Source organism: Halocella sp. SP3-1 (assembly GCF_003953885.1).
Classification (GTDB): Bacteria; Bacillota; Halanaerobiia; order Halanaerobiales; family DTU029; genus Iocasia; species Iocasia fonsfrigidae.
The window spans coordinates 393109-416699 of sequence record NZ_CP032760.1 but is presented as its reverse complement, the minus strand read 5'-3'; the positions used below and the strand labels follow the sequence as shown (position 1 = coordinate 416699).

Sequence of the window (23591 nt, the reverse complement as noted above, 5' to 3'; positions counted from 1 at the left end):
CTTTTAATCTAGTAGTAGTATTGGAGGTAAATATGAACTATAAGGGAATAAAAAATAAAATTGAACATGATGAAGGTCTACTCGGGTGGATATTTATTTTACCAGCAATTTTAATAATTGTGGCGATCATATTTTATCCTATTTTAAGAACCCTCTGGTTAAGTTTAACTTCTTATTCACTTGCTTACCCCTGGAGGAACAAATTTGTGGGACTGGACAATTATCTTGACTTTTTTTCTTCTGCAAAGTTTTGGGCAACTATTGGTCGAACAGCTTATTTTACTTTCATTTCTACTGGTCTAGAAATAATACTAGGGATTGCTATTGCTATGTTAATTAATATGCATCTTAAGGGTTGGAGATTTTTACGTACGATTGTGCTTATCCCGTGGGCTGTTCCAACAGTAGTAAATGCAATTATATGGAAGTGGATTTATAATGCTGAATATGGGGCTTTAAACGGGCTGCTCCAGTCACTACATATTATTGATAAATACCAGAGTTGGTTGTCAGTACCCTGGCGGGCAATGAATATGGTTATCTTGGCTGATATTTGGAAGTGTACACCTTTTATTGTTTTGATGATTAGCGCTTCACTGGCTACAATGCCTGAAGAACTATATGAAGCAGGAGAGATAGATGGGACTTCTCGCTGGCAGAGTTTTAAATATATCACCTTACCATTATTGAAACCAGCTATTATGGTTTCACTGGTTATTAGAACAGTTGAGGCCTTCAAAGCCTTTGATATTATTTATGTTTTAACTAATGGTGGGCCAGCTAATGGTACACAAATAATAAGTTATATGACTTATCTGGAATCATTTAGTTTTTTAAATATGGGTAGGGGGTCAGCCTTATCTTTTATAGTATCTATTTTTATATTAATTTTAGCAATAATCTATATTAAAATTTTATATACTGAGGATGGGGTATAATGAGAAAGTATTCAAAAGGTATAAAAATATTCGGCTATTTAATGATGATTATTGTAGTAATTTGGATTTTAGCACCAGTTTATTGGCTGGTAATATCAAGCTTATCAACTCAAGCTGATTTACTTGTTAAGCCACCTGACTGGATACCTGATCATATAACTTTTAAAAACTATTTAAGTATTTTTGGTGATGAAAAATCAGTTTCACAAACTGCCAGTATGTTTACAAAGGCTTTGTATAACAGTATATTTGTTTCTTTTTTTGTTACATTAATAAGTCTTTTAGTAGGTACTCTGGCATCTTATGCCTTTGCCCGCTTAAATTTCAAGGGCAAAAAAATAGGTATGTTAGCCATCATAGCTACCAGAATGATACCTGTAGTTAGTTTGATTATTCCTATATATATTTTATTAAATAAGTTAAGTCTATTGGATAATAAATTTTCCTTAATAGTTGTTTACTTATCATTTACTCTTCCTTTTGTAGTATATATTATGAGTGGTTTTTTTCAGGGTATTCCCCATGAATTAGAAGAGGCTGCCAGGATTGATGGCTGTTCAAGAATAGAAGCCCTAATTAGAGTAATTTTACCATTGTCAGGACCAGGTATTGCAGCTGTATCTATCTTTTCGTTTTTATTAGCCTGGGACCAATTTTTTTATGCTTTAATTTTAACAAACAGCTATGCATCTAAAACAGTACCAGTTGCTATAACAGAGTTCACGGGGCGTCATACAATTAATTATACTGCGATGACAACAGGAGGTGTATTGGCTGCCATTCCACCGATGATTATAGTAATTATTTTTCAGAGATTAATTATTAAAGGACTTACTTCAGGAGCTGTAAAAGGATAATGGAGGAATAAAATGCTAGAGAATTTATCAGAAAAAATAATAAAGGCATCAAATAAAGACGGACAGGCTTTAATTGGGTTTGATGGTTTTGTAGATAAAATATACCATCCAGTAAAAAGTAAAAATAAATCAAAAAAGGAATACTATCAGGAAATTCAAGAATTTGGTAATAGGTTAATTAGGGCAGCTGGTTTAAGTTGTGATATTGATATTGATCTAATGACAATTAAGCCGGGAGGAAATGCGCCTATTATGGCCAATGCCCTTGGTTGTCTTGATTTAAAGACAACAGCAATTATTCCAGTAACAGAGTATGAAAGACTTTTTCAAGATTATATGTCAGAGAATACAAGTATTATTTCAATTGGAGAACCAGCCTTAAGTTTTGTATTAGAATTTCAAGATGGGAAGGTAATGTTAGGTGATACACATAGCTTTAAAAAAATAAATTGGAAGTCAATACAGGACAGAGCAGGTGCTTTAATCCCAGATAAATTAAATGAATACCAGCTGCTGGGCCTGACAAATTGGAGTCATTTTAATCAGATGTCAGCTATCTGGCAGAATATTTTACTGGAAGTAGAAAAATATTGTTTTAAGCAGAAAAGTTTACTATTTGTTGATCTGGCAGATTGCCAAGGTAGAACAACAGCAGATATACTTGATATGCTTTTATTACTAAAAAAGTTTAGAAAATATTATCAGGTAATACTGGGATTAAATGTAAATGAAGCTATTGATATTGGTAAAAAAGTATGTCAGGGAAAAAATGAGCTATTTAACATAGGGAATTATTTATTAGAACAGGGGTATATTGATGAAATTGTCATACATCCGGTTGCTAAGGCATTGTTTTTAAATGAGCATCAAAAAGCTATGATATCTATACCTAAAATAGAAAAACCAGTAATAACTACTGGTGGTGGTGATAATTTTAATGCTGGTTATTGTTGGGCTAAAATTCATGATTTTACTTCACTTGAAGCAGCTGTTATTGGGACATTAACAGCTAGTCTATATGTTAAAACTGGACAGAGTCCGAATCGAAAGGAACTTGTAGCATATTTAGAAAAAATTAAGCCAGAAATAATAATAAATAATAAGGGGGCAGAATAATGAGTGATCCTATGAGAAATGATATTATATCACAACCAGAGTTTTTAAAAAAATTAATAAAACAGTATGTCAAGGATGAATTTTTTTCAAATGAATTAAAAAAAGCAGCCACTTATCTAAAAGAAAGTAAAGGGCCAATTCTTTTTATAGGGATGGGGAGTTCTCATTTTGCTGCAATTCCAGCAGTGAATCGATTGTGTGTTAATAGGAAATTTGCGTTTAATCCACCAACTGATGAATTACTTCATTATCAGTTACCGGCAATTGATGAGACCTTTACCATAGTAGCTGTATCTCAATCAGGTGAAAGTATAGAAACTAAAAAAGTTGTGGAAAAAATAAAGGATAAATGTAGGGTTATTGCTATAACCAACAATCCACAAAGTACAATTGCTAAACTAGCTGATGTCAATCTGCCTATTTTTGCAGGGAAAGAAGCAACTATCTCTACCAAAACATTTACTAATACCTTGTTGTTATTGGACATGCTAGTAGATAGTATTTTTTCAGAAAGTGTTGATGGATATCGCAATCTAATAAATGATTTTGATGTTTTAGCAGCAGAAATTGATGTATTATTGTCTCAATCACCTAGTTTATATGATGAATTAGCTGAATTTAAGAAGTTGACTTTTATTGCCCGGGGAAATAGTCTAGCTGCAGCTAAAATGGGTGGTTTAATTTGCAAGGAAGGTACTGGACTACAACCTGCTGCTATTTCGGGAGGTGCTTTTCGGCATGGGCCTTTAGAAATTGCTGGTCCTGATCATGCAGCTATTATTTTAGCAGATACAAAAGATAAAACTTTTGACTTGATGCTTAAGCTAGCAAAAGAATTATTTGATTTTGGTTCTAAAGTAATTTTTGTGACAGATCAGATTAATAAAGATAACTATAGTTTTAACTATATAAAATTAAATAAATATCAACATTTAAATACTTTATTTCCTTTTTCAATTGTTATACAGATTTTGACAAGGGAAATTGCACTTAGGCAGGGAAGGATACCAGGTAAACTAAATAAGATTTCTAAGGTTACCCGGGTTGAGTAGTGACCGGTAAAAAAGTATTCACTTGCCATCGGGGAAGTATAATTCACCTGTAACAGGGTGAATTTTTCTTTATAATGGTTCAACCATGATATAGGGGACGGTCATGATAAGAATAAAACCATTTTTACAGACAAATAATACCATATATTATTATCTCTTCATATACATAAAAAAATTGCAGGAATTTATCGCTTTATGTATAAATAAATAATAGGTAATATTAATTTATTAAAAAAAAGGAGGATTAATTATGGATAAGAAGGTTTCCAGGAAAGACAAGCCACTTAAAACAAGGGGAAGAATAGCTGTATTTTTGAAATTATATCTAACAGTTTTTATAATCATAGCTATTACTGAGAAGATTGGAATAAAAAGCTTTTCTTTAGGCCCGGGTAAGGTTGTTTTACTGCCGATGCTTTTTGCAGTAGTGATCGGCATCTTAATTACACCTGATTTATTGGGAAAGGTTTTTGCATTTCTAAAAAACCTGATAGCCAGTGAAGAGATAGAACTTGCTGGTTCAATGGTTATGCTGGCACTTTTGCCACTGGGGGTGAAATACGGGGCTATTGTTGGACCAAATATTGTGCAAATTATAAAGGCAGGTCCAGCCTTACTACTGCAGGAGTTAGGTAACCTTGGTACAGTTATTATTGCCCTTCCACTGGCACTTTTATTAGGAATGGGCAGGGAAGCAGTTGGGGCAACAGCCAGCATTTGCCGTGAACCTACCCTTGGAGTAATTGGGGAAAAATATGGTATATCTTCACCTGAAGGGACAGGTGTTCTGGGGACTTACCTGATTGGAACAGTTTTTGGGACTATCTTTTTTGGACTGCTTGGCACCTTGTCAGTAAATACAGGTCTCCATCCTTATGCTCTGGCTATGGCTTCTGGTATGGGTAGTGGGAGTATGATGACAGCTGCTTCAGGTTCACTTGCTGAAATTGTACCGGGAATGAGAGATACGGTTCTTGCTTATGCAGCGACAAGTAATATGTTAACTGGGGTAACTGGCCTTTATTCAGTTGTTTTTCTTGGTCTACCTCTGGTTAATTTTTTATATGATAAACTTTCACCTATTATTGGTAGAGGTAAAGAGGTAGAAAATGGAGAGTTGAGGGGGAATAGTCATGAATCTTAATCTGGAACAAAGCTTAAATCAACTTAAGGTTTTAATTGTAGTTGGCATTATGATTCTTGTTGGTCAGAGGATAGGTTATGGAATACCAGTAGCAACTGCCATTCCTGGGATGTTAATGATAATTGTTATTGCTATGTTGGCCCTTATTATAAAAGACTTGTTTCCCAGGGTAAAATTCCCCGCCTTTGCCTGGGCTTCACTGACTGCCCTGATTTTGAGTATGCCTTTTATACCGACTTCAGAATGGTTTTTACATTATACAAATGAGGTTAATTTTTTAGGAACAACAACCCCCATACTTGCTTTTGCCGGGATTTCTGTAGGGAATAAAATTCAGAAATTAAAGGAATTGAGCTGGAAGGTATTTATTGTAGCTATTGCTGTCTTTATTGGTACTTTCTTTGGTTCAGCTATTATTTCCCACATAGTATTAAAATTACAAGGTATTATTTAATTTAAATTAAAATGTTTTTAAAGGACAATCCTCATTTATTATGATAATTTAGGATTGTCCTATTTTCATTGTTGGTTAAAGATTATGGATAACTTTGAAGGCCGACAGATATATTTGTCTGGATTATTAAAACTAGTTAACTTTGTGTAAGAAATATTGCTAAGTAAAAATTAATAATTATTGATTAAGTCTGGGTGGCGGAGCCATTTTGTTCGTAGATTAATTGATATTTAAGAAGGAGGGTTAACTTTTGCCAAAAGAAGAGCTTAAAAAAAAGGTAGCCAGGATTATTGATGAAAAGAGAGACAGGATTATTGCTTTGGGGAAAAAGATGTATGATAAACCGGAATTAGGTTATAAAGAAAAGTATGCTACTGATTTGCTATATGAAGAATTTAAAGACCTGGGACTGGTCCCGAAGAAAAATATAGCAGTGACAGGTTGTAGTGCTGTAGCTGGGGAAAACCCTGGCCCCAGGATAGCGTTTATGGGTGAGCTGGATGCTATTTTATGTCATGAACACCCTGATGCTGATCAAGAGACCGGGGCAGTTCATGCCTGTGGGCATAATATCCAGTCCGGGGTAATGCTGGGGGCAGCTTTGGGCCTTGTTCTGTCAGGGGCTCTTTCAGAATTAAGTGGTAGTGTGAAGTTTATGGCAGTTCCGGCTGAGGAATATGTCGAATTAGAATATCGCTATGACCTCAGGGAACAAGGAAAAATAAAATACTTTGGAGGAAAACAGGAGCTTATTTATCGGGGAGAACTTGATGATGTTGATATAGCGATGATGATCCATTCACTCTACCCTGGTGATTCTGGAATTAAGGCCTTACTGGGTCCTACGGGAAATGGTTTTGTTGGTAAAAAGGTGCAGTTTACAGGTAAAGAATCACATGCTGGTTCTGCCCCAGAAGAAGGGGTTAATGCCCTTAATGCTGCTATGCTGGCTATCAATAATATCCATGCCCAGAGGGAGACCTTTCCAGATGAAGAAAAGATAAGGGTTCATCCGATAATTACTAAAGGTGGAGATATTGTAAACATAATACCGGCAGATGTAAGAATGGAGAGTTATGTGCGTGGAAGGACAGTTAAGGGAATCATTGCTGCCAATCAAAAAGTAAACAGGGCTATCAAAGCAGGGGCCCTGGCTGTTGGAGCCAAAGCAGAGATAAAAGATATACCCGGTTATCTGCCTCTTCTGAATAAGGCTGAGTTAGATCATATACTTTTAGAGAACTTAAGTGCTTTTCTAAAAGGAGATGAAATCCAGCAGGGCAGTTCTTTTGCTGGTTCTTTTGATTTTGGGGATGTCTCTCACCTGATGCCAGTACTCCATCCGTTTTTTGGGGGAGTAAAAGGTGACCTGCATACCCGTAAATTTAAGATTATAGATGAGGAATTAGCCTATATTATACCAGCCAAAACGATGGCTATGACCGTAATTGACCTCTTATATAATAAGGCAGATAGAGCAACAACAATTATTGAAAACCATCAGACTGTTATGACTAAAGAAGAATATCTCGACTTACTAAGTAGTTTTGATAAAACTATATGATGTGACACCGGGACGGTTCGCTTGGCACATTAAAATAGATGATATTACTATTTTAATTATAATCTATCATGGGAAGTTAATTTCTATGATAGATTTTCTATATTCTGGCAGGTATTTATGGAGAACTGGTGAAATATAGTATAAATTGCTTTTTTGTAAAAAGAATTTCTGGCATTGTTAATAAAAAGGGGGTTTTTATGACTTATTCTTTACTTATTTTAGCTCATGTACTAGCTGATTTTTCCTTTCAGACAGAGAAACTAAGTAAAAATAAACAGCTGTCTTTTTTGGCTCTAATGAAGCATTTGTTGATTGTTTTCTTGACTTCACTGGTATTGACTTTTTATTATTTCAGCGAGCAGTTATTGTTAGTTATTTTAACAATTACATTATTTCATGGTATAATTGATTATTGTAAAATATATTTAAGCTGGAAACTAGCAGAAAGAAAAGCAAAAACAGGGAATTATAAATTGGAAATATTCATAGTTGATCAGATATTACATATACTTGTTATTTTATTAACTGTGCCCTTATTTACTTTGCAGGGGAATTTATATCTTATTTTAATGTATAATGATCTTAAGGATATATTTCAATGGTTAGGGGTGTTTAATACTTCCAGGGTACTTTTCATTACGATTACCGCTTCAGTCGTTATTTTTAATTTTAAGGGGAGTACTATTATTACCAGGGCTGTCCTGGAAAGGTATAAGAGTGATATTAATAATAAAGCTGGTAAGGGTAAGGCGATCGGAAATTTAGAGAGGCTATTAATTATTTTATTTGTTATCTTAGAAAGCTATTCACTGATAGGGCTTTTATTTACTGCCAAGTCTTTAATTAGATTTAAAGAAATAGAAGAAAAAAAGGTGGGAGAAGGGTTTGTTGAATATTATTTATTAGGTTCAATTACAAGTATTTTTCTGGCAGTTCTAACTGGGAGTATAATTAATATATTTAAGTATTTATGGTAAATGGGGGATGATTGTTTTGCTGGACCAGCAGGTGGTTATTATAGGAGACTTAGTTGATTCCAGGAAATTGGAGAAGCGAAGAGAGGTACAGGAAGAATTAAATTCCGTGTTAGATGAGGTTAATAGTAAATACAGGGAAGTAATTAGAGTTCCTTTTAAAGTTACTCTGGGTGATGAATTTGTGGGTGTTTTAGAGTCCTATGAGCAGATGCTGGATTTATTACAATATATGGATGTTAAATTCAATGGTATTGAGCTTAGATATGGTCTTGGGGCTGGTCTGTTTGATAATTACAAGGGTCAGGGATATAAAAATGCTCTTGAGGCAATCAATACTGCTAAAAAAAATAAATTCAGAGTGCATTTGTTGATGGATAATAACAGAAATACGGCCCTACTTATAATAAATCTGCTTTTACATTTATATTTTAGTATATTAGCTAAGTATAATGGGAGGCAAAAATATATAATTTATCAGTTAGTCAGGGGGAAAACACAGGAAGAGATTGCTGCTGTACTGGATACATCACAGTCAAGTATAAGTCAGTCTTTAAAAAAGATAAACTGGGCCTTACTGCTTAAAACTAATGAAATATTTTGTAATCTGCAGCAGCATATAAAAATCTGTAGTGATATCTGTAAAGGCAATTATATAGCTTTGATAGCTGCCTGGCCTACAAAAGCTAATAATGAAAGAGATGTTCGGAATTTATTAAACTCTATTAACCAGGAATATAGTGATATTATAAGGTCAAAACTTATCCTTACTTCCCTGTCTTCAGAGGATAATGATTTTTATGAATTTCAGGGTCTTTTTTATAATGAACAAGATAGATTTAATAGAATGCTATCTTTAATAGTAGATGTGTATATTGAACTACAGGGGCTTTATTCTGGCCTGGGAATTGGCGATATTGCAACTAAAATTAGGAATGAAGCGCTTGGTATGGATGGGACTGCTTTTTATAGAGCCAGGGAAGTACTTGCTAGTTGTTTTTCACAAAAAATGCAGTTAGGTATTAAATTTTCAAATAATTTTATAGATGATTTATATTCACATGTATTATCCCTATTTATTGAAATTATTCAATCCTGGAGTCCCAAACAGAGTTCGGCTGTGAGATATAAACAGAAGGGGTTAACCCAAAATCAGATCAAAGAAAAGATGAATCTATCCCGGTCAACAGTAGTTGAGCACTTACAAAGGGCAGGTTGGTATGAATATGAATTTATTTTTAATAGTATTTGTAATTTATTCATATTAGATAAAAACACGACAATATAAATATATTAGACAAAAACCCGATATTGTGAGTGCTGTGATGGGTTCGTTTCATTAAAAGGATTAGATTTATAGTAGTCTGATTTGATTTAGGTTTATTATATTTGTATAATTGAGACAAGTTAACTATGATATATGTTTTAATATGGGTGGTGTTACATAGATAAAGATGTCTATGTGTAATATAATATACATTAAAAGGGGTTTTTATTATGAGAAAAGATTTCTATCTGGCAGTGCAGAATAGACGTAGTTATTATGGTATTGGGAAGGAAAAAGTTGTTTCAGAGAAAAAAATTGAAGAAGTAGTAAAAAGTGCAGTAAAATATACACCTTCAGCCTTTAATTCTCAGGGAGCAAGAGTAGTTGTTTTATTTGGAGATAATCATAATGAACTTTGGAATATAACCAAAGAAACATTAAAAGAGATTGTCCCAGAAGAAGAATTTGCTGCTACGGAGGAGAAAATTGCTTCCTTTCGTAATGGATATGGAACGGTTTTGTTTTTTATTGATGATGATGTTGTAAAACAATTACAAAAAGAATATACTCTTTATAAAGATAATTTTCCGGTTTGGGCTCAGCAGTCAAATGGAATGCTGCAGTATGTTGTGTGGACTTCTTTAGAATTAGAGGGACTAGGGGCATCATTACAGCATTATAATCCACTGATAGATGATAGAGTAAAATCTAAGTGGAATTTACCAGATAACTGGCGGTTGATTGCTCAGATGCCTTTTGGTAAGATACTAGCCACCCCAGAGGATAAACGATTTCAACCTGTTGAAGAACGTGTTAAAATATTTAATTAGGATGTATAGTAAGATATTAAAGTTGACGGCAAATTGGGCCTCTCCAGAAGAAGAGGCCCTTACAGTTTAAATCTTATTCTGCCAGGCAGGCATAGATTTTAAATAATGGTCTGCTCTTTTCATATAGTTAGCTTCTTTATCCTCAGGGGTGATGCTCTGCAACCACTGGGCAATACCGGCCTGGCACTCTTCTCTGGATTTTAAACTCCCATTTTCGTCTGCACAGTATTGGCAGTACTTGTCTGTTTTTTGATGTGACATTTCCGGGGAAAGAGGCATCCCACAGGATAAACAATATTTCATATCCATAATTAATCCCTCCATTTAGATTTGTTAATTATATTATAAGGGGATAAATATGACAACAGTATGTCACCTTTAAGTTATTAGTTATATAATTTATAGATTTCTTCAGCTTTTTGCTTAATAATCTTTTGAATATGAGGGGGGGTTAAGACCTTTACCATATCTCCAAAACTTAAAATAAACCCATATACCCAGTTGTCTTCAGGGTAGCTTATTTTGACCAGATATGAACCGTCAGCCTGTTTTTCTATTTGATCTTTAGCAAAAAAATCTTGAATATATAAAAGTGCTTCTGCTTTAAAGAGTAATTCTAGATGGACTTCTTTTCCGGGATTATACCAGGAGTTTTCATTTTCATATTCTCTAAAACCTTTATGTATTTTTTCAAATATACTATTGTTTAAAAACAAATCAATAATTCTGGATAAACGGAATATACGATAATCTTCGCGCAAGCGGCAGAAGGCGTAAAGATACCAGGTAGTACCCTTTAATACCAGATTAATGGCTTCTATTTCTCTCTTGGAGATTTCCTGTCTGGCATTAATATAATCAATAGTCAGAGTTTGTGAGTTTTTAATTGCCTGTTTAATAAGCTCTAGTTTCTTTTTTAATTCTTTATTTCTTTCCCAGGGGTTGAGATCCATGATTATTTGTTGATTATTACATAACTCAAGATTTTCAGGAAAAAGGGTCTTAATCTTTTCTGCGGTGTATTTAATAGAATTATCACTAATAGTAGAATTAAGACCTTCCAGGGCGGTTAAAATAGCAGTCATTTCTTCTGCAGTAAAGAGGTTTTTATCTATTTTATAATTATCCAGTATAGAAAAACCACCATCAATCCCCTGATGTGAGATAATAGGGATACCAGCCTGACAGATAGATTCTATATCTCGATAAATTGTACGGGAAGAAACCTCAAACTTTTTGGCCAGTTTACTGGCACTTACTCTGTTTTTATTGAGTAAAATCATAATAATTGCTAGTAATCTGTAAACACGCATATCCATATCACTCCTGAAAGAGACTAATCTTTTATAATTGTATCACAATATTTTATACCATACAAGCGTTTGCTTGAGAGGGTAAGCTTAATTTGCTGTGGTTTAACTATTGACTGATAGTCAGTCATATGTTACTATAGATATAATACAACTGACTGATAGTCAGTCAAAGAGGTGATATTCAATGAGTATACTTGTTTTAAATGGTTTAAATGGAATAAACAATATTTATAATAATATTGTGGAGAAATTGGTAACTGGAATGAAAGGTAGGCCTGGACTGGAGGTTATTGACTTGAAAGATAAGGAGATAGCGCCCTGCAGGGGATGTTTTGCCTGCTGGGTAAAAACACCGGGAATCTGTATAATTGATGATGAAGGAAGGGAGATAGCCAAAAAAGTTATAAATAGTGAGCTACTTATATTATTAACACCGGTTATATTTGGCGGGGTTTCATCTACTTTAAAAAGGGGCATTGATAGACTAATTCCTAATCTTTTACCTCATTTTAGAAAAACAAATGGTGAAATACATCATAAGGCGAGATATGAAAAATACCCTGAGCTTATGGCAGTTGGTTTGTTAGAAAAAAAGGATGATGAAGTTGAAGGAATCTTTAGCCAGTTGCTTGCCCGTATGGCTATTAATATGTACTCACCTGTACATAAGACTTTCTTTTTATATACTAATGACTCAGCAGAAGACCTGGATAAGGCTGTAAATAGAATTTGTCTGGAAGTAGGTGGGAGAAGTGAATAAAAAGCAGTGTCTCTTATTGGTAGGTAGTCCCAGGGGTTTAAAGAGCAATTCCTATAAGATAGGGAGTTATCTTTCGAATAAAATGCTTGATAATGGTTTTATGGTTAAAGAGTATTTGTTAAGGGACTTTAATAGCTCTAATAATAAGTCTTTGGTTTCCTTAATGGAGTTAATCCGGGAGAGTGAGATAATAGTTCTGACATCCCCACTTTATGTAGATTCACTGCCTTCGATTGTAATAGAGGCAATGGAGGTAATTGCTGAAAAATGTTGTACTAAAAAGACAGGAAATAAGCAAGGGTTTCTGGCAGTGATTAATTCCGGTTTCCCTGAACCAGTTCAAAATGATACTGCCTTGAAAATCTGTCTTAACTTTACCAGAAAAGTGGATTTTAAATGGCTTGGTGGCCTAAAAATAGGGGGAGGTCCGGCAATAGGAAAGCAGGTGTTGGAAGATAAGCAAGGTCTACTTAAAAACATGGTAACAGGTCTCGATATGGCTGCCGGAAGACTTGCTAAAGGAGAGTCTTTGCCTGAAGATGTTTTGAGTCTTTTAAATAAACCTCTGGCCCCCAAATGGCTGTACTTGACTATTTTAAATTTTGGTTGGTGGTTTCAGGCCAGGAAATATAATGTTCATAAAAAACTATATGCTATGCCCTATCAGGATACTGAATAAAATGAAATTTAGTTAAGTGTGAAAGGATGGTTACTTTGCTTAGAATATCTAAAGACCCGGCAGAGAGAAAGAATGAAATCATTGATGCAGCAGAGAGGTTATTTATGGAAGATGGTTTTGATAATACTACAGTAGGTGATATTGTTAATGAGGTTGGGATAGCTAAAGGGACATTCTATTATCATTTTGCAACGAAAGAAAGCATTATTGTTGCTATTGTTGAAAGGAGATTGAACAAAGGCAAAAAAAAGGCAGAGACAGTACTAAATGATAAAGAGCTGAATGCGGTAGAAAAAATGGAAAGGGTAATGAAGATTTTATTTCTTAAGGCACCTGAGGATAAAAAGATTTTTCATTACTTTGATTTGGATAGTAATGCAAAAATACATCAAAAAAGGGATGAATTATTTCATAAGATATTTAAAGATATTATACTACAGATTGTTGAGGAAGGTGTTCAGGATGAACTTTTTAAATGCGAATATTATCAGGAAATAACAGAGATTATTTTTATTGGTATAGATAGGTTCATGCATATTAACCTTAAAAATTTCCGAAATAAAGGGGTTTTCAACGAGAAAGTAAAGGCTATTGAAGAACTTTTAGAAAGGGTACTGGGACTTGAGAAAGGGGTCTTGAAGATTTTAGAAAGCATCTAAAAATTAAGTTTTTCTATAGAGCAGGATTATTCACCTGTTAGTAGATGAAAGCATAAAATTTACTAACAATAGGGTGAATTTTTCTTTTATAAAGATTATAAAATTATTTCTAGAATATACATGTTTGAGGTTTTAAAGGGTAATAAGATATAGTTTTTTATTATGAGTTATAATTTTTAATTAAATCCCATTTTTTTGCAGGAAAATAATAAAATATATAGAATTATGTAATATATTGAAGACATAACTTGAAATAAATGTAAATCAGATGAAATATTTTGGAATGATATAGTTTGGAATAATTAAGTGTTAAGTATTATAAAAATTATTTATTATTGTAAAAGATAACTCTATTAGATAAAATGGGAGTTTATTTTTTGCAATAAAAATAAAAAAGAGTTTTATATAATAAAAAAGTGAAGGGGGTGATTATTGTAATTTAGTATCCAAAAAGAGAGAGGTTATAATTTAAAACAGGGAGGAAAACAGATGATTAATAAAAGATTTGCTTTATTGTTAATTGTAGTATTAGCTGTTATGACTTTTACAAATAGTGTTGGTGCGAAAGGAAATTTGAAGATTGTTGCTGCTCATAATCAGACATCCCCTGAAAATCCTTATCAAATAGGGTTGTTGAGATTTAAAAAAGTAGTGGAAGAATTATCTGCTGGAAGTATTCAGGTTGATGTTCATGCAGGAACGCTTGGTACTAGTGAGGCTGAATTAGTTGAAAAATTAAAACTGCGGGCTGCTGATGTTGTACTGGTTTCTCCTGGGTTTATGACTAAAACTGGTATCGGTGAGATACAATTATTTGCCCTGCCATATTTATTTGATAGTTATGAACACTGGGAGACAGTAGTTGATGGAAAAGTTGGAGAAGAAATGGCCAGGATTGTTAATGAAAAATCATACAATGACTTTAAACTTATTGGTTATTGGTCAGCAGGTGTCAGGCATTATTACGGTAAAAAGCCTATACAGTCAATGGCTGACCTAGATGGAATGAAGATAAGAACACAGACTTCAGGTGTTGTAGCAAACTTCTGGAAGAAAACAGGTGCTATACCTACTGCAGTAGCCTGGGGAGAACTCTACCAGGCCTTACAGCAAAACGTAGTAGATGCTGCTGAAAATGCCTATCCATATTTTGTCCAGCAGAATCACCACAAAACATCAAATGGTAAATACATAACAGAGACCGGGCATGATTACACTACCAGATTCTTATTAATCAATGGACATAAGTTTGAATCCTTAACAAAAGAACAGCAGAATATTATTCTAACAGCAGCCCGGGAGTGTGTTATAACAGAAAGAGCAGAGTTATATAGACAGGAGAAGGCATATAAAAAGCTTGCCATTGATGAAGGGGCCTTTGTAAATGAAATAGATAGAGAGCCATTTATAGAATTAGCTAAGCCCTTACAGGATGAAGCAGCAGAAGAAATAGGTGTTAAGGATTTACTCAATCAAATTAGAAATCTAAAATAAAGAATCAAAGGTACAGGGTTGTATATTACCACCCTGTACCTATAAAAGTAGGTGGTGATTAAAGTGATAAATAAAATTGTGAAATTCATGGAAAGGGCAGAGTTATTCCTTGGGGTAGTATTTTTAAGCACTTTTTTTATTACTATATTAATACAGATTTTTGCCCGGTATCTTGGAATTGCAGCAATCTGGACCGAGGAGGTAGCCAATTATTCGTTTATCTGGTCAGTCTTTATGGGAGCTTCTGTTATGATCAAAAGAAAGAGTCATTTTAGATTTAGTTTACTGTTGGAAAAACTAGAGGGAAAAGCAAGAATCTATCTTAATATAATTATCAATATTATTTTACTACTCTTTAATATATCTGTATTTTATTATGGGATTATAGCAACAAAAAGCTTCTGGAATTACCGTTGGGTTGCTTTACCTGACTTTAAAATGGGTTATGTCTTCCTTTGCCTACCGATCATGGGAATTACTATGGCTTTTTATGTTCTGGCAGATATAATAAAAAATGTTCAGGCTATTAGAAAAGGAGGTCAATAAATGTTAGGCTTTATTCTTGTTGGACTATTTATTATACTTTTAATAATTGGTGTACCAATTGCCTTTGTGATAGGGATTGTAGCCTTAACAGGGATTTTGTCAGCACCATATATACCGGCAGTTACTGTTGTGATGAAGATGTTTAATGGTCTGAATTCCTTTGTTCTACTAGCAGTACCATTATTTATTCTGGCTGCAAACTTAATGAACCAGGGGAAAATATCAAAAAAGCTGATTGAGTTTTCGGTAGCAATAGTAGGGCATATTCGCGGGGGACTAGCCCATGCCAATGTATTAGTTTCAATGATCTTTGCAGGCATATCAGGGGCTTCTCAGGCTGATACTGCTGGGGTGGGAAATGTATTAATACCAAATATGATCGAGACAGGGTATGATAAAGAAACAGCAGTAGGCGTAACTGCAGCCTCCTCAACCATTGGTGTTATTATACCCCCCAGTATTCCAATGATTATTTATGCTGGTTTGACAAATACTTCAGTGGGTTCATTGTTTTTAGCGGGAATCATACCTGGTATTTTGACAGGGCTTGGTATGATGCTGGTTATCTATTTCCTTTCACTAAAAAAGGGTTACCCAAAATATAAAAGAACTTCCCTGAAAAAATTCCTCAAACTTACCAGACAGACATTACCTGCCTTGCTAACACCAATAATTATAATTGCCGGGGTAATTACTGGTTGGTATACTGCCACAGAGGCTGCAGCCTTTGCTTCCTTATATACCCTATTTATTAGTATGTTTTTTTATAAAACACTCAAGCTTAAAGACTTACCAAAGATACTTGTTGATACATTAACTCTAAGTTCATTATCTCTGTTTGCCTTAGCTGCTGCCAGTGCCTTAGGGGAGCTTTTTGGCTATTATCAGGTGCAGAAACTGGCAGAACAGTTTCTTACTACCTACATTACCCAGCCCTGGCTCTTTATGTTTGTTATCATTATGTTCTTTCTCTTTGTTGGTACATTTATGGATGCGATACCAGCAATGATTTTATTTATACCGGTAATCCTGCCGACAGCAGTTAAACTGGGGATTAGTCCTATATTATTGGGAATGGTTACAATAATGACACTGGCGATTGGGTTGGTAACACCACCCTATGGCTTGTGTTTATTAATCGCTTCAAGGATTGGCGAATTATCTGTTGAGAAATCATTTAATGCAGTTATTTTATTTATTGCTGTAGTACTTATTGTTTTAATATCGGTTGCTTTTTTTCCTGATATAACATTCTTTATTCCACGCTTGATAGCCCCTGACCTTTTATAGTTTTACTGTTTGAGAGTTAGATTGTTTTAAAGTTGACTGTATTATTGGAAAAGCAAATAGAGGATTAAGGATATCCTCTATTTGTTTTTGAATTTTTTAAGTTGGTAAAGCTTATCCCCTAATCAAGTTCCTTTATATTTTGCCCCGATCTCTATATTTTTTTCCTCATCAAAATTATAAATATCTAGGACATATTAAATTAATATAATTTTCATTAAATTATTTTTGTTAGTATATTTTTAAAGTATTGTATAAAGATGTAATATGTATTATTATATAAATGACAGGAGTTGATTTTTAAGATATATAAAAAATAGATGGAGGAATGTTATGCAGATAAAGTATTCTGAACCAGCAGAGATTATTTTACCTGATTCGTTTGTAATGGACAAACATTATTATCATAAAGTCATGAATGCACAACCACATATTTTGATAAGTTATTTTATGAATATGAGCAAAGAAAGAATAGTTGAGAGGTATTGCCACCTAAATCCCTTAATCGATGCTGATTATTTAATGTCATTAATTGAATATAAGCCGAAGTATATATATTGGACAGGTACGGATCTGTTTCATGTTACTACAGCTGAAGGTAATAAAAAAATGATTGTCATTGAAACAAATTCATCTCCCTCAGGGCAAAAGTCTATGCCGATACTAAATGATAATCAAGAGATGGGTGGGTATAAACGCTTACTGGAAGAATCTTTTTTACCGCTAATTAAGTCCAGAAGATTACCAGCAGGAAACCTTGCTGTTATTTATGATAAAAACTATATTGAGGCTTCTGGTTATGCAGCTGTTCTTGCTGAATTAACAGGTGAAAAAGTCTATCTAGTATCTTATTTTACAGGGGATGAAAAGCCAGGGATTAGATTTATCAAGGGGGTAATGGAAGCAAGCGATTGTCAGGGTTGCTGGAAACCTATCAGGGCAGCCTTTCGTTATGTGACCCAGAAACCGTGGAATCGTATTCCTGTTTATACTAAAACATTCATTTATAACCCGATTATTGCCTGTCTAGCAGGTGGGAGGAACAAATTAATTGCAGCTAAGGCATATGACCTCTTCAATAGTAAGCTTGAGAATCATGGTTTGAAAATTTTCACACCGGAAACGATTATGAATGTCAATTTAAGGGAGATCCCTTTATGGCTTAATAGATTTGGAGGACACGCGGTTATTAAAAACCCTTATAGTAATGCTGGTCAAGGTGTTTATACAATAACAAATAAGGAAGAGCTGGCGGAATTTATGTCTCTGGAGCACCATTATAAAAATTTTATAGTTCAGAGTTTAGTAGGGAATTACCAGTGGAGTACTATTAGTTCTGAAGGGAAGTTTTACCATGTCGGCACAATTCCTAATAAGAGGAAAGAGATCTATGTTTCAGATTTAAGGTTTATGATTGCAGCAACACCAGCTGGGTTTAAACCAATAGCTATGTATGCCCGTAAGGCTAAATCTCCATTGACAAGTTCATTAGATGATTCCCACAAATCATGGGATATGCTGGGGACTAACCTGTCAATTAAATTATCAGATGGATGGGGAAGTGATGTGAGCCGTCTTAAATTGATGGACCGTAGGGATTTTAATACTCTGGGATTGAGCCTGGATAACTTAATTGAAGGCTATATACAGTCAGTTATATCTACTATAGCCCTGGATCAAATGGCAATTAATCTTATTAATACGAAAAAAAAGTTGCGTAAAAAGCTTTTCTCTTCGCTTAACCCAGACCCGATTCTTATGCAAGAACTTATGTGACAGTGGGAAGGTTCGCCTGACAAGGCTAAAGGATTATTATACATCTCTGCACTTTTATTGGCTTACTGCAATATATTATAATGTGTCAGTGATGCTTGATATGCTGTTGTAACTAGAATTAGCTGAAGAGATACAGGGATAGGGGGATTGTTTTTGACTATGGTAGATTTAAACGGGGATAAGGACATAGAGGAGAAAAATATTATTTGGCATAAGGGTAAGATAGGATTTGAAGACCGCTGTCGTAATCTGGGACAGCAGGGTCAGGTACTCTGGTTTACGGGTCTATCAGCTTCTGGCAAATCCACTATAGCTGTGGAACTTGAGTGGGTATTGCTGGAACAGGGAAAGGCAGTTTACCGTCTTGATGGGGATAATATAAGATGTGGTCTAAATCGAGACCTGGATTTTTCTGCTGAAGACCGCCTGGAAAATATCCGCAGGATAGCAGAAGTAGCAGCACTATTTAAAGATGCAGGTTTGATTACCCTGGTTTCTTTTATATCCCCTTACCGTGAATCAAGGGAATTTGCCCGTAATCTTATAGGAAAGGAATATTTTAAAGAGATTTATGTTAAGGCAGATATAGAGACCTGTGCTCAAAGAGACCCTAAGGGTTTATACAAAAAGGCCCTGGCCGGGGAGATAAAGGATTTTACCGGTATTTCTGCACCATATGAGGAGCCTGAAGAGGCTGATTTAGTAATTGATACAAAGGATAAAACAGTAGAAGAATCGGTTGCTTTAGTATTAAGAATGTTAAATAATAGTTAAAAGAAGATGTATCGAGGGTGGAACTTAGTGAAGCCCTCTGTCATATTTTACTGATGTTATTGAAGGGTAGATGGAAATTTGATAAAATATAAATAGTAACATCAGGGGGTGATTTCTATGGCTGATGAAATAAAACAATTGATTGATATGCTAGCACGGCTAAGGGGTATTGTTGAAGATGGATTTGCTACAATAGAGAAAAGATTTGAAGATATAGATAGGCGATTTGAAGGAATAGACAAACGATTTGAAGCAGTAGGTAAGCGGTTTGATAATATAGAGGTAGCAATTCAGGAGTTAAATACTAATCAACTAAGAATTTTAAACTCAATGAAATTGCTTGAACGAGATGTCAAAAGTAATCAAAAACATATTGAGCGCTTAGAAGAGAAAGAAAGTTTTCTATAATATTTTATTATTTCCCTCTGTTTGAGATTAACAGGGGTTTTTTGTTGGTATAAAAAATAAGTATATTTGTCAGTTTGCTACTTTATTGATATAATTGATTCGATATAATCTAGAGACTTAGGGGATGAAATAATTATGAAGGAGATTTGGAGAATCTTTCTTATTTTCTGCCGAATAGGGGGGTTTACTTTTGGCGGTGGATATGCCATGCTTCCCATTATTCAAAAAGAGATAGCAGAAGAACGCAAGTGGGCAAGTGAAGAAGAGATTATTGATTATTATGCAATTGGACAGTGTACTCCTGGAATAATAGCCATTAATACGGCAACCATGATCGGTTACAGGCAGAAAGGAGTCCTAGGGGCTTTGGCGGCAACAGCTGGTATGGTTTTTCCTTCTTTATTGATTATTACAATTATAGCTGTTTTTTTTCAGAGGTTTCAGGAATATCAGTTGGTTCAAAATGCCTTTGAGGGGATTCAGATTGCTGTCATAGCCTTGATTCTAGATATTGTACTAAAAATGTGGAAGAGGTCAGTTAAGGACTATTTCGGCATTTTGGTATTTGTCCTGGGATTTTTAATGCTTGCTTTTTTTAGATTATCACCGGTTGTTGTTATTCTAAGTTCTGCCCTGGGTGGTATCATAGTTCAGATTAAACGAAATAAGGGTTTAGGTAATAGTCTTGACAAAACTGAAGGTGATTTACAGTGATCTATTTCATTTTATTCCTTGAGTTTTTTAAGATAGGACTGTTTTCACTTGGTGGTGGTCTGGCTACCTTGCCCTTCCTCCAGGAATTAATAGTTAAATACGGTTGGATTACCCATACTGAATTGTTAAATATGATTGCGATTTCCGAATCTACGCCAGGACCGATCGGGGTTAACACCGCTACTTTTGTAGGATATAATACAGCCGGTATCTTTGGTGGACTAGTAGCTACTATGGGGCTGGCAACTCCGTCAATAATAATTATTGTTATTATAGCACACTATTTTACTAAATTTAATGAACACCCCCTTGTTGAGGGTGCTTTTCTGGGGATACGACCAGCAGTTACCGGGTTAATTGCCTTTGTAGCCTTTGAACTGGGTAAAGGGGAGTTGTTTAACCTACAGCAATTTAGTTTAAATGAGGGGATTTTAGATTTTCTAAATTTAAAATCAATCATCTTATTTATTATTTTGTTCTATCTGATTAATAGATACAAAAAACATCCGATACTTTACATAATTCTGGCTGCGGTCATAGGAGTAGTATTTAACTATTAAGTGCGTGACAGGGGGGGACGGTTCGTCTGTCATGCTGTCTAGTTTGGAAATAAAAAAGCCTCAACTTAAGATAAAGTTGAGGCTTTTAAGATCAATTAACTATTTTTCTTTAGCAATAAGTAATGGTAATAGCTGTGGAACTATAACTACAGCCATAACTGCTAACACAACAAGTAAATCCCTTAACATGATAATCTCCCCTTTCTTATTTTCTTATAGTCTTATAAAGGTTATGTCTAGAGTATATAGCAAATATTTAAGTTTGTAAAGGGGAAATAGGAAAACTCAGTAAAAAATTACCCTTATTTTAGAAGAGAACTTCTGGAATAGGGTTTTTTTAATTAATACCCTTTTCACAAAAAACAACATGAACATAACATTGAACACTTTGACAAAATACAATATAAGTGATAAAATAATGTAAAACAAATAATATATGACATAAAGTTGACAATAAATGTGATATAAAATAAAGAAAAAGATGGTGTAATGGAGCTAAGTTATGATGAGTATGTAGAAGCAGAAGATATAGAGAAGCCTGGGGGAATTATTTTTGATTTTTTCGAGGAGGTCTTAGTTTAGTAGTTAAAAGTGGGAGTGAAAGAAGAGTAGTGAAGAGTAGTAATGGATTAGGTTCTTGGTTTTAAAATTTAATACAGGGAGAGTGATTGAGTGAAGATTTTAGGTACTATTGATATTTTAGTGATGATTTTGTACTTTGTTATTCTGCTTTATATCGGATATAAGATTATGAGAGACAAGAAGGGAGAAGGGGAAGCGGAATCATTTCTGGCAGCAGACAGAAATATGAATCTATTACAGACTACCGCCTCTACAGCAGCTACTGACCTGGGGGGTGGATTCAGTATTGCTATGGGTGGTCTGGGCTTTACCCTTGGTATATCAGGTTCATGGTTGATTGCTGTATCTGGTCTTAGTGCTGTTTTTTCTTCTTTTTTATTAGTTCCTAAAGTAAAAAAATGGGCTGATAAGACTAAAGGGTTAACCATTGGTGATCTTTTTACCCAGAGATTTGATGAAAAGACCGGGTTAATTGCGGCTCTTTTAATTGGTGTATCCTGGTTTGCCTTTGTTGGCGGGCAGATTATTGCCGCAGGTAAACTGGTTGCTGCAACGATGGGTTTTGACCTGACTACTGCTATTATACTTGCTGGTGCAGTAGTTCTGGCTTATACAGTTATGGGTGGATTAAAGGCTGTAATCATTACAGATGTCTTTCAAATGGTTATTCTCTTTGTTGGTATTATTTTCATAATGGTACCTATTGGACTGGTTAAGGTTGGCGGCTGGTCAGGGATGGTAGAACAGTTTAGTGCCTCTGCTGAAACTGCTAATTTATTGAACTGGGGAGCTGTGGGTTGGAAAACGGCAATTGGCTGGTTCCTTTCGATATTTCCGGTTTGGTTTATCTCTATAGCTGCTTTTCAGCGGATAGTTGCTGCCAGGGATGAAGGTACTGCCACAAAAGGAATCTTTTTAACAGGTATTCCTATTGAGTGGCCTCTATTTGCTATTGGGACTACTCTGGTTGGTATGTTTGCTAGAATGTTAATGCCTGGGCTGGCTGATGCTGAACTGGCAACTCCTAATATGATTCTTACCTTGTTGCCGGTGGGTATTTCTGGAATAGTAGTTGCAGCCTATATTGCAGCTGTTATGTCAACAGCTGACTCTTGTCTGATGGGGCCTGTTGCTATTTTTGTTAATGATGTTTACAAAAAACTTATCAATCCTGAAGCTAATGACCGTCAATTGGTTAAAGTTGGTCGTTATGCAACACTGGTTTTAGGTGTGTTAGCCATTTATCTGGCTTATAGTGTTCCTTCTATTTTAAGTATTGTCTTATTTGCCTATACCTTTGGGGCAGCTGGTCTTTTTTTCCCAATGTTGGGTTTGTTATTTTGGAAGAGAACCACTGCATCAGGGGCTTTTTTTAGTATTATTCTAGGTGGCTCTGCAGCAATTATTTGGGGGCCAATACTGAAAAATCCTTTAGGATTTTCCGAATCATATCTAGGCTGGATTGTTTCCTTTTTGGCTTTGGTTATTGTATCTCTACTGACAGAGCATAGTGTAGATGAAGACATAGATACTTTCTTTCCTGATGATCCAACTTTTAGCAACATTATAGCCAAATAAAGAAGTTATAAGAAAAACTTGCTTGAGAGAATCATTTTTAAGATGAGTAATTTAATTAAATTTTTATTACAACAATTATAATAATATATATTTTTACAGGTATGTTATCTAGTATGAAGGGGAAATTAATGATTTTACAGCAGGAATCTATTAATACATAATTGTCCGGGAGTTTCTAAATATGAGTATTTCTGGGAGAAGGCAAATTTTCCTTCTCCTTTGTTTTTTAAATAATTGCTGTAAGGTTGAGATAAAATAATTTTGT

24 protein-coding genes are annotated in these 23591 nt (G+C 34.6%); 22 read left to right on the top strand and 2 right to left on the bottom strand.

The genetic code is table 11. From position 1 onward, the window contains the following. Window positions 1-32: 32 nt before the first annotated feature. From D7D81_RS01935 to D7D81_RS01890, 10 genes are all read left to right on the top strand, one after another. Window positions 33-938, top strand: a complete 906-nt coding sequence (locus tag D7D81_RS01935) for a carbohydrate ABC transporter permease (protein ID WP_125986806.1) — start codon at window positions 33-35, stop codon at window positions 936-938. Continuing rightward, the gene (locus D7D81_RS01930; protein WP_125986804.1) at window positions 938-1795 is read left to right on the top strand and encodes a carbohydrate ABC transporter permease; all 858 of its coding nucleotides are present in this window, start codon (window positions 938-940) and stop codon (window positions 1793-1795) included. Before D7D81_RS01935 ends, D7D81_RS01930 begins: the two co-directional genes overlap by 1 nt. A gap of 12 nt (window positions 1796-1807) precedes the next feature. After that, window positions 1808-2911 carry a hypothetical protein gene (locus tag D7D81_RS01925; protein ID WP_125986802.1) on the top strand — a complete coding sequence of 368 codons (1104 nt, stop codon included), beginning with the start codon at window positions 1808-1810 and terminating at the stop codon, window positions 2909-2911. Next, window positions 2911-3963: an SIS domain-containing protein gene (locus tag D7D81_RS01920; RefSeq protein WP_125986800.1), complete on the top strand. Its 1053-nt coding sequence runs from the start codon at window positions 2911-2913 to the stop codon at window positions 3961-3963. The genes D7D81_RS01925 and D7D81_RS01920 overlap by 1 nt, the downstream gene beginning before the upstream one ends. Window positions 3964-4213: 250 nt before the next feature. Beyond that, window positions 4214-5107 (top strand): DUF3100 domain-containing protein, encoded by an 894-nt coding sequence (locus D7D81_RS01915; RefSeq protein WP_125986798.1) that lies wholly within the window; start codon window positions 4214-4216, stop codon window positions 5105-5107. Beyond that, complete coding sequence (locus tag D7D81_RS01910; RefSeq protein WP_125986796.1) at window positions 5097-5561, top strand: hypothetical protein; 465 nt, start codon at window positions 5097-5099, stop codon at window positions 5559-5561. Before D7D81_RS01915 ends, D7D81_RS01910 begins: the two co-directional genes overlap by 11 nt. A gap of 250 nt (window positions 5562-5811) precedes the next feature. After that, on the top strand, window positions 5812-7125 hold the full coding sequence (locus D7D81_RS01905; protein ID WP_125986794.1) for an amidohydrolase: 1314 nt from the start codon (window positions 5812-5814) through the stop codon (window positions 7123-7125). 197 nt (window positions 7126-7322) lie between these two features. After that, window positions 7323-8102: a DUF3307 domain-containing protein gene (locus tag D7D81_RS01900; protein ID WP_125986792.1), complete on the top strand. Its 780-nt coding sequence runs from the start codon at window positions 7323-7325 to the stop codon at window positions 8100-8102. Window positions 8103-8109: 7 nt separating this feature from the next. Further along, entirely contained in the window at window positions 8110-9387 is a 1278-nt protein-coding gene (locus D7D81_RS01895; protein ID WP_125986790.1) for a SatD family protein, read from the top strand. Window positions 9388-9596: 209 nt separating this feature from the next. Continuing rightward, the gene (locus tag D7D81_RS01890) at window positions 9597-10196 is read left to right on the top strand and encodes a nitroreductase family protein (protein ID WP_125986788.1); all 600 of its coding nucleotides are present in this window, start codon (window positions 9597-9599) and stop codon (window positions 10194-10196) included. Window positions 10197-10262: 66 nt separating this feature from the next. On the opposite strand, the gene D7D81_RS01885 is transcribed toward D7D81_RS01890, so the two are convergent. Together D7D81_RS01885 and D7D81_RS01880 are read right to left on the bottom strand one after the other, a co-directional pair. Then, window positions 10263-10505, bottom strand: a complete 243-nt coding sequence (locus tag D7D81_RS01885; protein ID WP_164522075.1) for a zinc ribbon domain-containing protein — start codon at window positions 10503-10505, stop codon at window positions 10263-10265. A gap of 77 nt (window positions 10506-10582) precedes the next feature. After that, window positions 10583-11509 (bottom strand): helix-turn-helix transcriptional regulator, encoded by a 927-nt coding sequence (locus D7D81_RS01880; RefSeq protein WP_164522074.1) that lies wholly within the window; start codon window positions 11507-11509, stop codon window positions 10583-10585. A 184-nt stretch (window positions 11510-11693) separates the two neighbouring features. Between D7D81_RS01880 and D7D81_RS01875 the strand changes: the two genes are divergently transcribed. The 12 genes from D7D81_RS01875 (at window position 11694) to D7D81_RS01820 (ending at window position 23326) form a co-directional block, all read left to right on the top strand. Beyond that, window positions 11694-12269, top strand: a complete 576-nt coding sequence (locus tag D7D81_RS01875) for a flavodoxin family protein (protein WP_125986782.1) — start codon at window positions 11694-11696, stop codon at window positions 12267-12269. Continuing rightward, complete coding sequence (locus D7D81_RS01870; protein ID WP_125986780.1) at window positions 12262-12948, top strand: hypothetical protein; 687 nt, start codon at window positions 12262-12264, stop codon at window positions 12946-12948. The genes D7D81_RS01875 and D7D81_RS01870 overlap by 8 nt, the downstream gene beginning before the upstream one ends. Before the next feature lie 35 nt (window positions 12949-12983). Further along, a complete protein-coding gene (locus tag D7D81_RS01865; RefSeq protein ID WP_164522073.1) occupies window positions 12984-13607 on the top strand; it encodes a TetR/AcrR family transcriptional regulator in 624 nt (207 codons plus the stop codon). Between the two features lie 489 nt (window positions 13608-14096). Further along, a complete protein-coding gene (locus D7D81_RS01860) occupies window positions 14097-15101 on the top strand; it encodes a TRAP transporter substrate-binding protein (RefSeq protein ID WP_125986776.1) in 1005 nt (334 codons plus the stop codon). A 63-nt stretch (window positions 15102-15164) separates the two neighbouring features. Beyond that, window positions 15165-15647, top strand: coding sequence for a TRAP transporter small permease (locus D7D81_RS01855; protein WP_205739311.1), 483 nt, complete (start codon window positions 15165-15167; stop codon window positions 15645-15647). Next, window positions 15648-16937 carry a TRAP transporter large permease gene (locus tag D7D81_RS01850; protein ID WP_125986774.1) on the top strand — a complete coding sequence of 430 codons (1290 nt, stop codon included), beginning with the start codon at window positions 15648-15650 and terminating at the stop codon, window positions 16935-16937. 330 nt (window positions 16938-17267) lie between these two features. Further along, window positions 17268-18710, top strand: coding sequence for an ATP-grasp domain-containing protein (locus tag D7D81_RS01845; RefSeq protein WP_125986772.1), 1443 nt, complete (start codon window positions 17268-17270; stop codon window positions 18708-18710). A 159-nt stretch (window positions 18711-18869) separates the two neighbouring features. Continuing rightward, window positions 18870-19484, top strand: a complete 615-nt coding sequence (cysC, locus tag D7D81_RS01840) for an adenylyl-sulfate kinase (RefSeq protein WP_125991837.1) — start codon at window positions 18870-18872, stop codon at window positions 19482-19484. A 117-nt stretch (window positions 19485-19601) separates the two neighbouring features. Then, the gene (locus D7D81_RS01835; protein WP_125986770.1) at window positions 19602-19892 is read left to right on the top strand and encodes a hypothetical protein; all 291 of its coding nucleotides are present in this window, start codon (window positions 19602-19604) and stop codon (window positions 19890-19892) included. A gap of 135 nt (window positions 19893-20027) precedes the next feature. Next, entirely contained in the window at window positions 20028-20606 is a 579-nt protein-coding gene (locus tag D7D81_RS01830; RefSeq protein ID WP_125986768.1) for a chromate transporter, read from the top strand. Further along, entirely contained in the window at window positions 20603-21166 is a 564-nt protein-coding gene (locus D7D81_RS01825; RefSeq protein WP_125986766.1) for a chromate transporter, read from the top strand. The genes D7D81_RS01830 and D7D81_RS01825 overlap by 4 nt, the downstream gene beginning before the upstream one ends. Before the next feature lie 672 nt (window positions 21167-21838). Then, window positions 21839-23326 (top strand): sodium:solute symporter family protein, encoded by a 1488-nt coding sequence (locus D7D81_RS01820; RefSeq protein ID WP_125986764.1) that lies wholly within the window; start codon window positions 21839-21841, stop codon window positions 23324-23326. Window positions 23327-23591: the final 265 nt, after the last annotated feature.

What these genes read in the sequence shown, in the direction of transcription:
- D7D81_RS01880 (WP_164522074.1), bottom strand. Translation starts at nt 11,509, where the DNA reads ATGCGTGTTTACAGATTACTAGCAATTATTATGATTTTACTCAATAAA.
- D7D81_RS01860 (WP_125986776.1), top strand. Translation starts at nt 14,097, where the DNA reads ATGATTAATAAAAGATTTGCTTTATTGTTAATTGTAGTATTAGCTGTT.
- D7D81_RS01925 (WP_125986802.1), top strand. Translation starts at nt 1,808, where the DNA reads ATGCTAGAGAATTTATCAGAAAAAATAATAAAGGCATCAAATAAAGAC.
- D7D81_RS01920 (WP_125986800.1), top strand. Translation starts at nt 2,911, where the DNA reads ATGAGTGATCCTATGAGAAATGATATTATATCACAACCAGAGTTTTTA.
- D7D81_RS01850 (WP_125986774.1), top strand. Translation starts at nt 15,648, where the DNA reads ATGTTAGGCTTTATTCTTGTTGGACTATTTATTATACTTTTAATAATT.
- D7D81_RS01935 (WP_125986806.1), top strand. Translation starts at nt 33, where the DNA reads ATGAACTATAAGGGAATAAAAAATAAAATTGAACATGATGAAGGTCTA.
- D7D81_RS01910 (WP_125986796.1), top strand. Translation starts at nt 5,097, where the DNA reads ATGAATCTTAATCTGGAACAAAGCTTAAATCAACTTAAGGTTTTAATT.
- D7D81_RS01895 (WP_125986790.1), top strand. Translation starts at nt 8,110, where the DNA reads ATGATTGTTTTGCTGGACCAGCAGGTGGTTATTATAGGAGACTTAGTT.
- D7D81_RS01885 (WP_164522075.1), bottom strand. Translation starts at nt 10,505, where the DNA reads ATGGATATGAAATATTGTTTATCCTGTGGGATGCCTCTTTCCCCGGAA.
- D7D81_RS01900 (WP_125986792.1), top strand. Translation starts at nt 7,323, where the DNA reads ATGACTTATTCTTTACTTATTTTAGCTCATGTACTAGCTGATTTTTCC.
- D7D81_RS01875 (WP_125986782.1), top strand. Translation starts at nt 11,694, where the DNA reads ATGAGTATACTTGTTTTAAATGGTTTAAATGGAATAAACAATATTTAT.
- D7D81_RS01890 (WP_125986788.1), top strand. Translation starts at nt 9,597, where the DNA reads ATGAGAAAAGATTTCTATCTGGCAGTGCAGAATAGACGTAGTTATTAT.
- D7D81_RS01845 (WP_125986772.1), top strand. Translation starts at nt 17,268, where the DNA reads ATGCAGATAAAGTATTCTGAACCAGCAGAGATTATTTTACCTGATTCG.
- D7D81_RS01830 (WP_125986768.1), top strand. Translation starts at nt 20,028, where the DNA reads ATGAAGGAGATTTGGAGAATCTTTCTTATTTTCTGCCGAATAGGGGGG.
- D7D81_RS01835 (WP_125986770.1), top strand. Translation starts at nt 19,602, where the DNA reads ATGGCTGATGAAATAAAACAATTGATTGATATGCTAGCACGGCTAAGG.
- D7D81_RS01915 (WP_125986798.1), top strand. Translation starts at nt 4,214, where the DNA reads ATGGATAAGAAGGTTTCCAGGAAAGACAAGCCACTTAAAACAAGGGGA.
- cysC (WP_125991837.1), top strand. Translation starts at nt 18,870, where the DNA reads ATGGTAGATTTAAACGGGGATAAGGACATAGAGGAGAAAAATATTATT.
- D7D81_RS01930 (WP_125986804.1), top strand. Translation starts at nt 938, where the DNA reads ATGAGAAAGTATTCAAAAGGTATAAAAATATTCGGCTATTTAATGATG.